We start from the raw sequence: 15,551 nt of genomic DNA on the forward strand, positions 1-15,551 counted from the left end.
GAGACAGGTACCCGGTCGGCCTCCGCCGGCGCCGACGGCAGGCCGGCCTCGCTTGTGGTCCGTTGTCGCACGGGACCCTCCCCCTTGGTTGTCCTCGTCCGACTCACTTGGCGCACACGTTCTTGTCCCCACCGTTGATCTTCTGAACGCCTTCGGGTGCCTCGTCGGGCGCCTCGATGGGCGTGCCGGCGGCGACGAAGTCCGCGCCGAGTGTCAGTGTCATCGGCACGCCCTCGCCGGCGTCCTCGGCCTGCTTCCGCAGGGCCTTCTTGGGAAGCCCCATCAGCTTCGCCAGGGTGGCGGCCTGTCCGGCCTGGTCGGGACCGTACTCCAGGGTGGTCGTCCGCTGTGTGGTGTCGGCGTTGCCGGAGTTGGTGGCCAGGCGGGCGCCGTGGCTGTTCTGCAGCCAGCTGACGGTCTGCTGGGCCGATCCGATCGGACCACCCCCGTTGTAGACGTCCACCCGCACCTGGGCCGCCGGGACCCTCGGCACGTCCTCCTTCTCCTTTGACCCCTTCCCGTCCTTGCCGGTTCCCGCGAGCGACTTGTCGGCCTTGATCATCTGGAAGATCGGGCGGGCCTTGGCCTCGTCGAGGACGACGGTGGCCTTCCTCGGGTCGTTCGGGTTGTCGAGGACCGGGAGGGTGGCGAAGGTGATGTTCTTGGGGTTGACGCGTTGCAGGTCCGAGGCGAGTTCGGCGAGCTTGGTGACCTCGCCGATGCCGGTGTCGACGGTCAGGGCCTTGGTCGCCGCGTCGGCCAGCTTCCACGCCTTGGTCGGGCTGGCGAGCGAGCCGCTGGCCTTGACCTCGCGGAACATCGAGCTGAGGAACTGCTGTTGCAGCTCGATGCGGCTGAGGTCGCTGCGGAGTCCCACCGAGTCGCGGGTGCGGACGAAGGCCAGCGCGTCCTCGCCCTGGATGCGGTGGACGCCCTTGGTCAGCTTGAGCTTGGAGTTCTTGTCGTCGATGTCCTTGGCGACGCACACCTCGACGCCGCCGACGGCGGTCGAGAGCGTCTTGACGGCGTTGAAGTCCGCCATCATGAAGTGGTTGATCTCAAGACCGGTGATCTCCTGCACCGTCCGCCAGGTGCAGCCGGGGTCCCGGCCGTTCTGCCCCAGGCTCTCGTTGAACCGGGTGTTCGGTGAGCCGGGGATGACCCTCTCCTCGCCGCCCTGCTTCGTCGGGCAGTCGGGGATGTCCACGACCATGTCGCGGGGGATGCTCAACGCGGTGGCGTGCGAACGGTCCTTGGAGACGTGCAGCAGGACGGTGGTGTCGGCGTGCCCCTCGCTCTCGGCGTCGCCGTAGCCCTGGTTGCCGGCGCCGGTGCGGGCGTCGGTGCCCAGCAGCAGGATGTTGACCGGCCCGTTGCTGGTGGCATTGTTGCTGATCCCGACGTCGACCTTGTCGATGTTGTCGTTGAAGTGCTTGTAGACGAGGTAGCCGGTGGCGCAGAGCGCGACGAGCGCCACGGCCATCGTGCCGCCGCCCCAGCGCAGCGCCTTCTGCTTGCCGCTGAGTCTCGGCTTGCGTTTGCGGCGGCCGCGCGTCGGCTGCTCGGGCTCGCCGCGCCGGGGGCGGGAGCGCTGGCCCGGTACGCGGCCGGGGGCTTCGGTGGGCTGCCGGGCGGCCGCCCGGGCGGCGCGGCGGCCGGAGCCGGCGGTTTCGGCGCCGGACCTGCCGGGCGCCGCCGGGTCGGGCGTGCGCCGGCCGGGGACGGCGGGGTCGGCGGCGCGCCTGCCGGGCGCGGGGGCGTCCGGGCGCGGGCGTCCACCGCTGTGTGTGCGGGGGGCTCCGGAGGGTGACGCGGCGGGGGCCGCGGGGCCCGGAGTGACGGGGTCCAGACGCAGCTCGTAGCTGCCCGTCTGGGGGTTGAACACCCACTGATCCGCGGGATCCACTTCTCCCGCGTGCCCACGGCCTTGCGCGTCCACGTAGCGTGCGTCCTCCGTTGAAGCCGGCTCGCGTCTCTCCCCTCAGAGCGCTCCGGGCGTCGGGGCGGCTGTTGAGCGCTCACCTTATCCGTCCGGCTCAGCGCCGGACCACGTCGGTGTGAGGACTTCCTGAGCGCTTTGTCCGCGTTCGCGGTGGTCCCTCCCATGACTGTGGGTGAGGCCATACGGTCGGGGTCGGTCGGCTCAGGGTGCGCAGACGTCCTGGGAGGCGTCCCGGCCGCCCGGGGTCCGGTTGCCGTCCGGGCCGGCGCCTCCGCCCGATTCGCCCGGCTCCGCGGGTTCGGGCAGCGGGGGCTGGCGGTCGGCCCGCAGGTCGGCGAAGAGCCGGTCGGCGTCCGGCTGCACCAGTTCGTCCCGGTTCGGGTTCCGGTCCCACGGCTTGCGGGGGACGGTCATGAAGCGGATGTCCTCGTCCGGGATGTCGCGCACGCCGCGGACCAGGTCGTACAGCTCGGTCAGCGAGTTCAGGCCGGCGTCCGCGGTGATGGAGGACGTGGCGGCGTCGAGCACCGGGTACAGCCTGGTGGGGTTCATCAGCACACCGTTGCTCCGCACCTTCTTCACCAGGGACGCGAGGAAGGCCTGCTGGCGGGCCATGCGCTGGGTGTCGCTGCCGTTGCCGATGCTCTGCCGGGCACGCACGTAGCCGAGGGCGTCCTCGCCCCGCAGGGTCTGCCGCCCGGCGGGCAGGTCGAGATCGGCGTCCCGGTCCCGAACGGGCTCGGGCAGGCAGACCTCGACGCCGCCGACGGCGTCGACCATGCGCTTGAAGCCCTGGAAGTCGATCACCACGTGGTGGTCGACCCGGATGTCGGTCAGCTTCTCCACCGTGCGGATGGCGCAGGCCGCGCCGCCGAACTGGAAGGCCCAGTTGAACTGGGCGAACTGCGCCTTGGTCGGCTTCCCGTCCCGTCGCTCGCAGGCGGGGATCCGCACCATGAGGTCGCGCGGTATCGAGACGGCGGTGGCGCTCCTCCGGTCGGCCGCCAGGTGCAGCAGGATCGTGGTGTCCGAGCGGGCCGTGCCGGTGTCCCGGCCGTAGCGCCGGTTGCCGCCGCTGCGGTCGTCGGAGCCGAGGATCAGGATGTTCCGCGCGCGGCCCGCGGCCGGCTCGGGGCGTTCCCGCTCGTAGCGTTCCAGCTGTTCGGCGGTGGTGACATCGGTGGTGATGTTGCCTTCCAGGCGCTGGTAGAGCGCCCAGCCGACACCGGCGCCGAGGAGGACGACGGCGGCCGCGCCCATCGCCGTCCAGCGCGGCCAGCGGCGACGGGCCGACGGCCTGGGCCGGTCGGCTGCTCCGGGACCGGTGGCGTCCGCCCGCTCGGGGCGGTCGCCACGTTCGGCGTCGGCATCGGTCACGGCTGCGTCCAATCCCTCGCGTTCGGCGGCTCGCGGGCGCGCCGGCGGCGGCTGGCGACGGGCGCCCGTCATCCTTGCGGACCTCTGGCGTCCGCGCGGGGTGGTACGCCGCGGGGTGGTACACAAAGCCTGTCCCGGGCTGGGGCAGGTCCGTGGATCGATACTGCCGCCGGGGTCGGGTGCCTACCAGTGACGTTACGCCGTATGGGTGATTCGCTCGCTTTCGCGGCGGGCGGCGAGCGTCGCCGGGTCCAGCTTGTCGGCGTGCCGGTTCAGCACGACCGAGCCACCGGCGGCCAGCGGGGCGAGCAGGCCGCGGGAGACGCCCGTCCAGTCCGAGTAGTCCCGGACGGACAGCACGCGGCTGTCCGGGCCCAGGCCGAGCGCGGCGGCGTCGGCCCGGGCCTGCTCGACGACACGGGCGCCGGACACCTCGCGGCCCTCGATGGCCATCGCCGGGTCGGCGGGGGAGACGGGCGCGTAGGGGGAGAACCGGTCGCCCTGGCTCGGCACCTCCACCGCGTAGTCGTGGAAACCCGCCGGCGGCTCGCCGAACCGGCGGCCCAGCGGCAGCAGACTGAGCGCCACCCGCTCCCCGGAGCACGCGCGGGCCGCCTCCAACTGGTCGGGGCCGCTCACGACGAGGTCGGCGTTCGCCGGGTCGCCCTGCGGTTCCACCACCACCCCGGCGGCGGAGCAGGCGATGATCCACACGGCGGACTGCCAGTGCGCCGGCAGCAGCAGGGCGAGCCGGTCGCCCGGCTCCGCGGACAGCTCGTCCTGGAGGAGGTTCGCGGTCTTCGCCACCCAATTGGCGAAGGTCGCCACCGAAAGTTCGACGCGCTCGCCCGTGGCGTCGTCGTAGAAGGTCACCAGCGGACGGGCGGAGTCCGACTCGAGTGCCGATCGCAGCAGGTCGGCGGGGGTGCGGTCAGTCGCTTGCATGAGCGTCAGAGTAGCCGCAGCCGGGCCGGCGATCAGGGTGACGAGCGCCTCCTCCCGGGATGTGTGACGGCGTGTCAACCCGATGGTTCGTCAGCTGACGAATAGACACATTCCGGATGATATGCACACGATCATCTCATGCGTGCGATTCTTGCAGCCTCCCTCGGTTCCCTCTGCACGGCCGCGCTGCTGGCGCCCTCCGCGTCGGCCGCCGCCTCCACCGCTCAGGTCGCGGACGCCGTACCGGCGAAGGCCGGCGCCGCCGCCGACCGGACAGCCCCCGCCGACGGGGGCGCCCCCGCTTCCAGCGGAAGACCCCCCGCCACCCGCTCGCTCCCGCTCACCGGGTTCGGGACCACGGACCGTTCCGCCCGGACCGCCGGGCAGCCCACCGCCCCCGGCGCCGCCGGTCTCGCGCGACGCGACGTCGCGCCGTTCTCCCTCCTCGGCGTCGTCTGGGACGACGCCTCCCACGACCTCAACGCCCGCGTCGAGGTCCGCACCAGGGCCGCGGGGACCGACCGCTGGTCCCGCTGGCTGGAACTGGAGAGTCACCGGGACGCCCCGGACAGCGAGTCGCCCGAGCGCGACATCCGGGGCAGCACCGCCCCGCTGTGGGTCGGAGAGGCCGACGGTGTCGAGGTCCGACTGATCCCGCAGACCGGCGCCGACGCCAAGCCGCTGCCCGCCGGGCTGCGCGTCGCGCTCGTCGACCCCGGCCGCGGCGCGGCGGCGGACGGACCGGAAGGGGCCGACGGGATCGACGGGACCGACCGGAGCGACGGCAAGCCCGGCAAGAACCCCACCCCGGAGCTGACCCCCGAGGCCGCCGCCGCCAGCGCGGTCAACGCACAGCTCGCCGAACTCGGCGCGCAGGTCATCCCCCCGCTGAGCCGCAAGGAGACCCAGGCCCAGCTGGGCGGCGGCGCGGACTCCCACATCGGACCGCGCCCCGGCATCGTCACCCGTGCCGGCTGGAACGCCAACGAGTCCTGGCGGGAACGGCAGTTCCTCTACACCAACACCGTCAGGGCCGCGTTTGTGCACCACACCGCCATGAGCAACAACTACACCTGCGCCCAGGCCCCGTCGGTGATCAGAAGCATCTACCAGTACCACACCCGGACCCTCGGCTGGCGGGACATCGGCTACAACTTCCTCGTCGACAAGTGCGGCACGATCTACGAAGGCCGCGCCGGAGGTGTGGCCAAACCCGTCCAGGGCGCGCACACTTACGGCTTCAACAGCAACACCACGGGGATCGCCGTCCTCGGCTCCTTCGGCGCCACCGCGCCGAGCCGGGAGGCGGTCGAGGGCGTCGCCAAGCTCATCGGCTGGAAGCTCGGACTCCACGGCATCAATCCGGCCGGCAGCGTGACACTCACCTCCGGCGGCGGGAAGTACCCGGCGGGAACCGCGGTCACCATGCGGGCCGTCTCCGGTCACCGCGACGGCTTCGCCACCGAGTGCCCCGGGGCCCAGCTCTACGGCAACCTCGGCACGGTGCGCAGCCTCGCCGCCCGCCTCCAGGGGCGCTGACCGGCGGGAACGCCACACCAGGCCGCGGGCGGTCCGGACCGACTGGTCCGGACCGCCCGCGCGTCCGTTTGCATACACTGGCCGCTCGTACGTACGGGTAACCACCTCGTACGGGTACAGGGCGGCCCCGGCAGGAAGCAGAGACGGTGACAGAAGCGATACTCCTCGTCGGGGGCAAGGGAACCCGGTTGCGCCCGCTCACGGTGAACACGCCCAAACCGATGGTCCCGGCCGCCGGCGTCCCGTTCCTCACCCACCAGCTCGCCCGCGCCAGGGCCGCGGGCGTCGAACACATCGTGCTGGCCACGTCCTACCTCGCCGAGGTCTTCGAGCCGTACTTCGGCGACGGCTCCGCGCTCGGCCTCCACCTGGAGTACGTCACCGAGGAGGAGCCGCTGGGCACCGGCGGCGCCATCCGCAACGTCGCCCCCCGGCTGCGCTCGGCACCCGACGAACCGGTGCTGATCTTCAACGGCGACATCCTCACCGGGCTGGACATCCCGGCCCTCGTCGACACCCACCGCCGCACCGGCGCCGACGTCTCCCTGCACCTGACCCGGGTGCCCGACCCCCGCGCGTTCGGCCTCGTGCCCACGGACGCCGCCGGACGCGTCACCGCCTTCCTGGAGAAGCCGCAGACGCCCGAGGAGATCGTCACCGACCAGATCAACGCCGGCGCGTACGTCTTCACCCGCTCGGTGATCGACACCATCCCCGCCGACCGCCCCGTCTCCGTCGAACGCGAGACCTTCCCCGGACTGCTCGCCGAGGGCGCGCACCTCCAGGGCATGGTCGACTCCACCTACTGGCTGGACCTCGGCACCCCGCAGGCGTTCGTGCGCGGCTCCGCCGACCTGGTGCTGGGGCGGGCGCCCTCGCCCGCCGTGCCGGGCCGACGCGGCGAGCGGCTGGTGATCGACGGCGCGCGGGTCGCGCCGGACGCCAAGCTCACCGGCGGCACGGTCGTCGGAGCGGCGGCCGTGGTCGGTGCCGGGGCCAGAGTGGAGGGCAGCACCGTGCTGGACGGCGCGGTCATCGAGGCGGGCGCCGTGGTGCGCGACTCACTCATCGGCGCCGGCGCGCGCGTGGGGGCGCGCACAGTGCTGGACGGCGCGGTCATCGGCGACGGCGCCGTCGTCGGAGCCGACAACGAACTGCGCGAGGGCATCCGCATCTGGTGCGACGCCCACATCCCCGACGGCGCGGTGCGCTTCTCCGCCCCGGCCGCCTGACCGGGCCGCGGCGGTCGGCTGTTCGGGAACGGCGGGCGGTCTGGCTTAGCCTGGCCGGGTGCCCGCCGTCCGCAGCTGGACCCCACCCGGTCCCTACGACCTCCACCGCAGCCTCCGCGTGCTGCAGCGCGGCCCCGGCGACCCCGCACAACGCCGGCACGACGGCGCCCTGTGGCGGACCAGCCGCAACCCGGACGGCCCTTTCACCCTGCGGCTGACCGAGAACCCGCCCGGCCGGATCGAGGCACAGGCGTGGGGCCCCGGCCGCGACCGGGCGCTGGACGGGCTGCCGGCCCTGCTCGGCGCCGACGACCGGCCCGAGGACTTCGTGCCCCGGCACGCGCTCGTCCACGCCGCCCACCGGCGCAACCCGGGGCTGCGGCTCGTCCGCACCGGACTGGTGCTGGAGTCGCTGATCCCGTCGATCCTGGAACAGAAGGTCACCACCGACGAGGCGTACCGGGCCTGGCGGCTGCTGCTGCGCCGGCACGGGGAACCCGCCCCCGGCCCGACCGAGCTGATGCCCGGCGGCATGTACGTGATGCCGGACGCCACCGGGTGGCGCCGCGTCCCGTCCTGGGAGTGGCACCGGGCGGGCGTCGACGACAAGCGGGCCGCCACCGTGCTGCGGGCCTGCCGGGTCGCCGCCCGGCTGGAGGAGGCCGCGGCGATGCCGTCGGACGAGGCGTCCAGGAGGCTCCGCCTGGTCCCCGGCATCGGGCCCTGGACGGCGGCGGAGACGCTGCAGCGCAGCAACGGCGACCCCGACGCCGTCACCGTCGGGGACTACCACCTGCCGAACATCGTCGGCTACGCCCTCACCGGCCGCCGCGGCCTCGACGACGCGGCGATGCTGGAACTCCTCGACCCCTACGCCGGCCAGCGGCACCGCGCGACGAGGCTGATCCTGCTGGCCGGCCGGGTGCCGGAACGCCGGGGCCCCCGCTTCCCGGTCGGCGACATCGCCCGCCTGTGACCCGCGCGCGGACGTTCCCGGACGTTCACGGCCGGGCCTTCGCGGTGCGCGGCGGCGGGGGCGTCCGACGGCCGTCAGCGGCGGAGGACGAAGTCCTCGGCGGCGCGCGGCGCGCGGGCCCCCGGCGGGCCCGCCGGGTGTCCGACGGCGACCGCGCCCATCGGGTCCCAGCCGGCGGGAAGCTCCAGCGTCTCGCGCACCACGTCCCGGCAGAACATCGTGGAGGAGATCCAGGCCGCGCCCAGACCCTCCCCGGCGAGCGAGACGAGCAGGTTCTGCACGGCGGCGCCGGCCGCGACGACAAACATCTCCCGTTCGGCCTGCGAGCGGCGCGCGTCCGGGTACCGGTGCGCCCCCTCGTCGACCAGGCAGGGGACCACCAGGTAGGGCGCGCGGCGCAGGACGTCGCCGCGTCGCACGCGCCGGCGCACGCTCTCCTCCGACCGGCCGTCGGCGCGCAGGTCGGCGATCCACGCGTCGCGCATCGCGTCCAGCAGCCGCTCCCTGGAGTCGGCGTCGGAGAGCAGGACGAACCGCCAGGGCGTGGTGTGGTGGGGCGCGGGCGCGGTGACGGCCATCTCCACGGCCCGCAGCACCGACGACTCCTCGACCGGCTCGTCGGTGAACTCGCGGACCGTGCGGCGCAGCGCGACCGCCTCTCGGACCGCCTCCGAGGTGCCGAGCCGGAACATGTCCCGCTCGGGGGAGCGGACGAGCGCCCGCGCCCCGTCCGCCGCGTCCGGGTCGTCCTCCGGCGCGGTGAGCCGTCCCAGCCCCCGGACGACCGTCACCGGCATGCCGTCGGCCTTGCCCTTCACCAGCTCGCCGGCCGCGGCGAGTTCGTCGGCGACCGCGGTGACGGTGACGGCGAGCGGGTTGCCGTGGGCGTCGACACCGCCGCGCAGGTCCTCCAGGACCCGCACACCCGCGGCGCCGATCGCCACGTCCGTCTGCCCGGTGCGCCAGGGGCGCCCGAAGGTGTCGGTGACCACAACGCCGACATCCACGCCGAGCAGCCGCCGCACCCCTTCGCGGATGCGGCGGGCGGATGCGTCCGGGTCGACCGGCAGCAGCAGTATGGTGCCGGCGGGTGTGTTGGAGGCGTCGACACCGGCGGCCGCCATCACAAAGCCGTGCCGGGTCTGCACGATCCGGGAGGCCCCCCGCCGGGCGACCACCCGGACGGTCTCGGCGTCGATGGCCGCCTCGCGGTCGTCGGCGCGCAGCGACCGGCCCTCCGCCTTGCTCACGATCTTGGACGTGACGACCAGGATGTCGCCGTCCCGCAGCTCCGGAACCGCCGTCGAACCGGTGACGGCGTCGGCGACCAGCTTGGCCAGGTCGTCCTTCTCCCGCACCTCGGGGATGCCGGGCAGCGCCCACACCCGGTAGCCGGGGGGCTCGGCGGCGGGGCCGGTCACGCGCGCACCTCCTCGGCGAGGGAGAGCGCCTCGGCGGCCATCCGCGCCGTCGCGTCGAGGTCGCTCATCATCAGCGGCAGCGCGCGGCAGCGGATGCCGGCCGCCTCCACCTCCGGCACCGCGCCCGCGTCGGCCGTGTCGACCAGCCAGCCGTCCAGCAGGCCGGAGCCGTAGTGAGCGGCGACGGCCTGCGCCGTCGTCTCCACGCCGATCGCGGCGAGCATCTTGTCGGCCATGCCGCGGACGGGGGCGCCGCCGACGATCGGGGACAGCCCCACCACGGGGACCCCGGCGTCCGCGATGGCCTCGCGGATGCCGGGCACGGCGAGGATCGTGCCGATGCTGACCACCGGGTTGGACGGCGGGAAGAGCACGGTGTCGGCGGCGCCGAGGGCCTCCAGCACGCCGGGCGCCGGCTTGGCCTGGTCGGCGCCGATCGGTACGACGGCGTGGGCGTCGACGGCGGCCCGCAGCCGCACCCAGTACTCCTGGAAGTGCACCGCCCTGCGCCCGGACGCGTCGCCGCCGGCCCTGTCGCCGGCGGAGCCGGGGCCGTCGGGGTCGCCGGTGGGGTCGGGGTCGTCGATGAGGACGTGCGTCTCGACCCGGTCGTCGGTCATCGGCAGCAGCCGCACACCGGGCTGCCAGCGCTGGCACAGCGCCTCGGTGACCGCGCTGAGCGGGTACCCGGCGGAGATCATCTGGGTGCGGACGATATGGGTCGCGAAGTCCCGGTCGCCCAGGCCGAACCAGCCGGGGCCCACGCCGTAGGCGGCCAGCTCCTCCTTCACGGTGAAGGTCTCGTCCGCCCGGCCCCAGCCCTGCTCCTCGTGGATGCCACCGCCGAGGGTGTACATGACCGTGTCCAGGTCGGGGCACACCTTCAGCCCGAACAGATGGATGTCGTCGCCGGTGTTGCCGATGACGGTGATCTCGGCGTCGGGCGCCGCCTGCCTGAGGCCGCGGAGGAACCGGGCGCCGCCGATCCCGCCGGCCAGAACCACAATGCGCTGCATGCGGCCCAGTCTGTCAGTTGGGGTCAGTCGGCGGTCGGACTCGGGGTCACGGGACGCGCGGCGGGCGCGGGGTGCGCCGCGGCGGCCGGCGCCGGGGCGTGGTGCATCGGCATCCGGGTCAGGCCGGGGAAGTAGACGTGCAGACTGACCGCCGGGTCGAGGGTGTGGTTGCTGATCTCGTGCGGGCGGCCGGGGGCGAGGAGGCGCTCGCCGCCGGGGGTCAGCCGCCGCTCGCCGCCGGTGGAACGCTCCGTCAACTCGCCCTCCAGGACGGTCAGCACGCTGGACGAGTCGCCGTGGTCGTGCAGGCCGGTGCCCTGCCCGGGCAACCAGCTCAGCAGCCAGACCTCGTATCCCGGGCCGGTGCGCAGCCGGTGGTACCAGCGGGTGACGGGGTCGTACCGGACGAGCGGGGCCCAGCCCGCGCGGTCGGCGGCGATCTCCCGGGCCAGGCCGGCGAAGCCGGCGACGGTGCTGGGGTGTTCGGGGGTGGGCGGCAGGAGGTGCTGGATGGCGAGCAGATCGCCGGCGATCTCGACGTCGCTGTTCACGGGAGTGTGGTTCCTCGGGGTCTGGGCTGAGCGGGCGGCGGCGGTGGCACAACGGCAGAGGTGGCGGGGCGGTGGGCCTCCGGGCCTTCGCGAGGATTCCGCGACCGGGCCCCGAACGGACGGGGCGTGTGGTCGTGCTCGGCGGGCTTCAGGGGGTCACGGGGACGCGACGGGGCGGTCCGGTGAGCCTTCGGCGGGCTGTCGGAGTGCGGGGGCGGAGGGTCGGCCCGGCCTCAACAACAGCAACAGGGACAGTGCACCCGGGCAGCGCGGAGGGACCCGGTGGCACGGGTCTTGCTGAGCGCGGGCGTGACTGACATGCGTCCTAGGAGAGCGTGGTCCCCGCCCGTCTGTCAACTGGATGTCCCCCGTGAGGGCAATCTTTCACTCGTTCAGGTCCGGGGCTTAGGTGAAAGGTTTGTGCAGCCGAAGAACCGGTTACGTGCCCGCTCACCCACTCGGACTTGCGCCGTTGCGAAGCTGTGATCCAGTTGTGATCAGCATCGCTTCGACGCCGGGTGTGCAACGTCTCCGGTCGCTCGGGGCGTCCTCGTCTGCGTGGCGGGGTCGACGGCCAGTGGATCGGCGACGGGCGCTGCCAGCTGTCGCCTTTGTGGCGATTTGAACACTTTCTGCGAACGCTTGGTTCCGCAGAGTGAATAACCGGCTCAATAGCAGATCCCGGCTTGACTGCCTCGGATCACCGCACTTGTAATTTCACTCGTGTCGTTCAAGTGCATCGATAACGACGGCATCACGGGGACATAAAGACGGACGAGGGGCGCGAGCATGACCGAGCTGTTCCAGCAGGTGCTGGTCGAAGAGGTGGAAGAGGAGCTCGGCTGGCAGGAGCGCGCTCTGTGCGCTCAGACGGATCCGGAGTCCTTCTTTCCGGAGAAGGGCGGTTCCACGCGGGAGGCCAAGAAGGTCTGCCTGGCGTGCGAGGTCCGTTCCGAGTGCCTGGAGTACGCCCTGGCCAACGACGAGCGGTTCGGCATCTGGGGAGGGCTGTCCGAGCGGGAGCGGCGGCGGCTGAAGAAGGCCGCCATTTGAACGGCCGCCCGACGGGAGGCCGCGAGGTGGGCCGGTCGACGCGGGGCGCGTGCGCCTCGGTCGGGCGCCGGATCCCCGCGGGCCGGCGCCGAGCATCCCGTCACAGACCCCGGACACCCGGTCAAACCGGAACCATTCCGTCCATAGCAACCGGCCCCCGGCCCGGGCCCTGGTGAGCGGTCCGCTTCCCGTGCGCAGCGCGCGGTGAGCGGACCGCATTAGTGTGGGGCACCGTCCGCGACGCCACGCGTCGACCCGCCACCAAGACCGGGGCCGTAGCTCGATGTCCGTGCACAGCCATCCGGCGGCCCAGTACGAACAGGCCGCTCCCGAGTTCCCCCAGCACGTCGTCACCGCCGTGCTGGTCTCCCACGACGGAGAGCGCTGGCTCCCCGACGCGCTGGCCGGCCTGGTGGGCCAGGTCCGCCCCGTACAGGACGTCATCGCCGCCGACACCGGCAGCGCCGACGCCTCGGCGCAGCTCGTGGGCGAGGCCGTCGGCCCCGACCGGGTACTCCACCTCGCCCGCCGCTCCGGCTTCGGCACCGCCGTCGACGAGGCGGTCCGCACCGCGCCCGCCCTCACCCCGGACGACCTGCCCTACCTCAAGCGCCCGAGCGCCTGGGACCCGGTCACCAAGACCTGGGACCTGGACGCCTACGACGTCCCCGAACTCCCGCACGGCGAGCCGGTCCACTGGCTGTGGCTGCTGCACGACGACTGCGCGGCCGAACCGGACGCGCTCCTCGAACTGCTGCGCGTCGCCGACGCCAACCCCTCCGCCGCGATCATCGGCCCCAAGCTGCGCAGCTGGTACAACCGCCGCCAGCTGCTGGAGGTCGGCGTCACCATCGCCAACAGCGGACGCCGCTGGACCGGCCTCGACCGCAGGGAACAGGACCAGGGCCAGCACGACCAGGTCCGCCAGGTCCTCTCCGTCTCCACCGCCGGCATGCTGGTCCGCCGCGACGTCTTCGAACGCCTGCGGGGCTTCGACCGCCGCCTGCCGCTCATGCGCGACGACGTCGACCTGTGCTGGCGCGCCCAGAACGCCGGCCACGACGTCCTCGTCGCCCCCGCCGCCGTCCTCCGGCACGCCGAGGCCGCCGCCCGCGAACGCCGTCCCATCGACTGCGCCGGCCGCACCGTCGTCGGCCCCCACCGCGTCGACAAGTCGGGCGCCGTCTACACCCTTCTCGTCAACGCCCGCGGTCGCGCGCTGCCCTGGGTGATCGTCAGGCTGCTGCTCGGCACCCTGCTGCGCACCCTCGCCTACCTCGTCGGCAAGGTGCCGGGACAGGCGCTGGACGAGGTCACCGGCTTCTTCCGGACCCTGCTCAGACCGGGCCACATCCTCAACGGCCGCCGCAACCGCGGCAAGCCCGCCACCGAACCCGGCCAACTGCGCCCCCTCTTCCCACCACCCGGCGCGACCGTCCGCGCGACGGTCGAACAGGTCGCCGCCAACGTCACGGGACGCCTCGAACCCGAGCAGTCCTCCGGCGGCCGGCACGGCGCCGTCGAGACCGGGCCGGGCGGCGACGACGCCGACTACGTCGAGGTCGAACAGTTCGCGCGCCTCAAGAGGATCGCCAGCAAGCCGGCGCCGGTGCTCTTCGCGCTGCTGCTGCTCACCTCCCTGATCGCCTGCCGCTCCCTGCTCACCGGCGGCGCCCTCGCCGGCGGCGCGCTGCTGCCGGCACCCGGCCAGCTCGGCGACCTCTGGGCCCGCTACGCCGACGCCTGGCACCCCGTCGGAGTCGGCACCACCGAGTCCGCCCCGCCCTACCTGGCCGTGCTCGCGGCGTTCGCCGCCCTGCTCCTCGGCAGCACCGGGCTCACCATGACGCTGCTGCTCGTCGGCTCCGTCCCGCTCGCCGGCGTCTGCGCCTACTTCGCCTCCCGGGGACTCGTCGGCTCCCGCGTGCTGCGCGCCTGCGTGAGCGTCGCCTACGCCCTGCTGCCCCCCGTGACCGGAGCGCTCGCCTCCGGCCGGCTGGGCACCGCCGTACTGGCCGTACTCCTCCCGCTCATCGCCCGGGCGGCCGTCCGCGCCTCCACCGGCACGGGCTGGCGGGCCGTCTGGACGCTCGCCCTGCTCGTGAGCGTGACCACCGCCTTCACCCCGGTCGTCTGGCCGATCGCGGCCGTGCTGACCGTCGCCGTGTTCGCGCTGCGGCTGCGGCAGGGCGTCGCCGGCTCCTCCCTGGCCGCCCGCGCGGTCGTGCTGCTCGGCACCCCGCTGGCGCTGCTCGCCCCCTGGTCGCTGAACCTGCTGACCGACCCGGCGTCCCTCTTCTCCGAAGCCGGGCTCGACATCGGCACCGCCGCCGTCGACCCCCTCCACCTCCTGGCGCTCGACCCCGGCGGCCCCGGCACCACCGGCGGCCTGCTGTTCCTCGGCGTGCTGTTCGCCGGCCTCGCGGCGCTGCTGCGCGCCGACCGCCGGCGAGCCGTCCTGGCCGCCTGGACCGTGGCGCTGACCGGCCTGCTCTTCGCCGCACTGACCGGCGACAACGGCTGGGCCGGCCCCGCCACGCTGGTGTACGGCGCCGGACTGCTCACGGCCGCCGTGCTCGGCGCGGAAGGCGCCCGCGGCCGGGTCGCGGCCCAGAGCTTCGGCTGGCGCCAGCCGCTGGCCGCCCTGGTGGCACTCGCCGCGCTGCTGGCGCCGATGGTCAGCGGCGTCGCCTGGATGATCGGCGGCGCCGGCGGCCCGCTCGAACGCCGCTCGCCCGTCCAGGTGCCCGCGTTTGTCGCCGAGGAGAGCCGCACCACCGACCAGCCCAGAACCCTGGTACTCGACACCGCCGCGGACGGCGACGTCCGCTACACGCTCGTCCGGGGCTCCGGCGCCCGGCTGGGCGACGGCGACCTGGCGCGCGCGACCGCCGGCGCGGCAGGACTGGACGACGTGGTCGCCAACCTGGTGGCCGGCTCCGGCGCCGACCAGCGGGAGCGGCTGGGCGCCTACGGTGTCCGCTACGTCTTCGTCCGCGCCTCCGCCGACAAGCCCTCCGCCGACCCCGCGACCAGGCACATGATCGGCGTCCTCAACGCCACCCCCGGGCTGGAACGCCTCAGCCAGCAGTCCGGCGGCGAACTGTGGCGGGTGGAGGCCGACATCGCCCGCGTCATGATCATCAGCGAGGGCGCGCCGTCGGTGACCGTCCCCGCCGGACCGGTGAACGTCGGCACGACGATCAAGTCCGGCTCCGAGGGAAGGGTGCTGCGGTTGGCCGACGCCCGGTCGGCCGGCTGGACCGCCACGCTCGACGGGCGCGACCTCAAGCCGACCACCGTCCAGGGTTGGGCGCAGGGCTTCGAACTGCCCGCCCAGGGCGGTCGACTGGAGGTCGCCTACCAGGCGCCGCTCGTCCACCGGGCCTGGCTGTGGGCGCAGGGCGCGCTGGCGGTGCTGGTCGTCGTGCTGGCCCTGCCGGGACGCCGCCGGGACAACGACGACGACCTGCCCGAGACCGAGGGCCCCGCGCCCGTC

The 15,551-nt window shown here is 73.9% G+C and carries 11 protein-coding genes; 5 read left to right on the forward strand and 6 right to left on the reverse strand.

The window, feature by feature from the left end; translation table 11 throughout:
• Positions 1-103 precede the first annotated feature (103 nt).
• The 3 genes from GL263_RS08565 to GL263_RS08575 form a co-directional block, all read right to left on the reverse strand.
• A complete protein-coding gene (locus GL263_RS08565; RefSeq protein ID WP_182854992.1) occupies positions 104-1,939 on the reverse strand; it encodes an LCP family protein in 1,836 nt (611 codons plus the stop codon).
• Positions 1,940-2,143: 204 nt separating this feature from the next.
• On the reverse strand, positions 2,144-3,319 hold the full coding sequence (locus GL263_RS08570; RefSeq protein ID WP_323379305.1) for an LCP family protein: 1,176 nt from the start codon (positions 3,317-3,319) through the stop codon (positions 2,144-2,146).
• A 195-nt stretch (positions 3,320-3,514) separates the two neighbouring features.
• The gene (locus tag GL263_RS08575) at positions 3,515-4,264 is read right to left on the reverse strand and encodes a TIGR03089 family protein (protein WP_182854994.1); all 750 of its coding nucleotides are present in this window, start codon (positions 4,262-4,264) and stop codon (positions 3,515-3,517) included.
• Positions 4,265-4,402: 138 nt separating this feature from the next.
• Between GL263_RS08575 and GL263_RS08580 the strand changes: the two genes are divergently transcribed.
• From GL263_RS08580 to GL263_RS08590, 3 genes are all read left to right on the forward strand, one after another.
• Positions 4,403-5,803 carry a peptidoglycan recognition protein family protein gene (locus GL263_RS08580; protein WP_182854995.1) on the forward strand — a complete coding sequence of 467 codons (1,401 nt, stop codon included), beginning with the start codon at positions 4,403-4,405 and terminating at the stop codon, positions 5,801-5,803.
• Positions 5,804-5,949: 146 nt separating this feature from the next.
• On the forward strand, positions 5,950-7,035 hold the full coding sequence (gene manB, locus GL263_RS08585) for a mannose-1-phosphate guanylyltransferase (protein ID WP_182854996.1): 1,086 nt from the start codon (positions 5,950-5,952) through the stop codon (positions 7,033-7,035).
• Positions 7,036-7,093: 58 nt separating this feature from the next.
• Entirely contained in the window at positions 7,094-8,011 is a 918-nt protein-coding gene (locus tag GL263_RS08590; RefSeq protein ID WP_182854997.1) for a DNA-3-methyladenine glycosylase family protein, read from the forward strand.
• Between the two features lie 74 nt (positions 8,012-8,085).
• Here the strand turns inward: GL263_RS08590 and GL263_RS08595 are convergent, their stop codons facing one another.
• From GL263_RS08595 to GL263_RS08605, 3 genes are read right to left on the reverse strand one after another with little or no spacing between them, the layout of a single operon-like run.
• Complete coding sequence (locus GL263_RS08595) at positions 8,086-9,432, reverse strand: coenzyme F420-0:L-glutamate ligase (RefSeq protein WP_182854998.1); 1,347 nt, start codon at positions 9,430-9,432, stop codon at positions 8,086-8,088.
• Positions 9,429-10,448 carry a 2-phospho-L-lactate transferase gene (locus GL263_RS08600; protein WP_182854999.1) on the reverse strand — a complete coding sequence of 340 codons (1,020 nt, stop codon included), beginning with the start codon at positions 10,446-10,448 and terminating at the stop codon, positions 9,429-9,431. The genes GL263_RS08595 and GL263_RS08600 overlap by 4 nt, the downstream gene beginning before the upstream one ends.
• A gap of 23 nt (positions 10,449-10,471) precedes the next feature.
• Positions 10,472-10,999 (reverse strand): cysteine dioxygenase, encoded by a 528-nt coding sequence (locus tag GL263_RS08605; RefSeq protein WP_182855000.1) that lies wholly within the window; start codon positions 10,997-10,999, stop codon positions 10,472-10,474.
• 789 nt (positions 11,000-11,788) lie between these two features.
• Between GL263_RS08605 and GL263_RS08610 the strand changes: the two genes are divergently transcribed.
• On the forward strand, positions 11,789-12,052 hold the full coding sequence (locus GL263_RS08610) for a WhiB family transcriptional regulator (protein WP_143647884.1): 264 nt from the start codon (positions 11,789-11,791) through the stop codon (positions 12,050-12,052).
• A 283-nt stretch (positions 12,053-12,335) separates the two neighbouring features.
• Positions 12,336-15,551: glycosyltransferase (locus GL263_RS08615; protein ID WP_182855001.1), on the forward strand; the 3,216-nt coding region annotated here is incomplete at its 3' end.

This window comes from Streptomyces durbertensis, from assembly GCF_014156695.1.
In the GTDB taxonomy this organism is placed as follows: Bacteria; Actinomycetota; Actinomycetes; order Streptomycetales; family Streptomycetaceae; genus Streptomyces; species Streptomyces durbertensis.

Excerpts from the sequence above, each read along its gene's own strand:
- GL263_RS08575 (WP_182854994.1), bottom strand. The coding sequence starts at position 4,264 with ATGCAAGCGACTGACCGCACCCCCGCCGACCTGCTGCGATCGGCACTC.
- GL263_RS08580 (WP_182854995.1), top strand. The coding sequence starts at position 4,403 with ATGCGTGCGATTCTTGCAGCCTCCCTCGGTTCCCTCTGCACGGCCGCG.
- GL263_RS08600 (WP_182854999.1), bottom strand. The coding sequence starts at position 10,448 with ATGCAGCGCATTGTGGTTCTGGCCGGCGGGATCGGCGGCGCCCGGTTC.
- GL263_RS08610 (WP_143647884.1), top strand. The coding sequence starts at position 11,789 with ATGACCGAGCTGTTCCAGCAGGTGCTGGTCGAAGAGGTGGAAGAGGAG.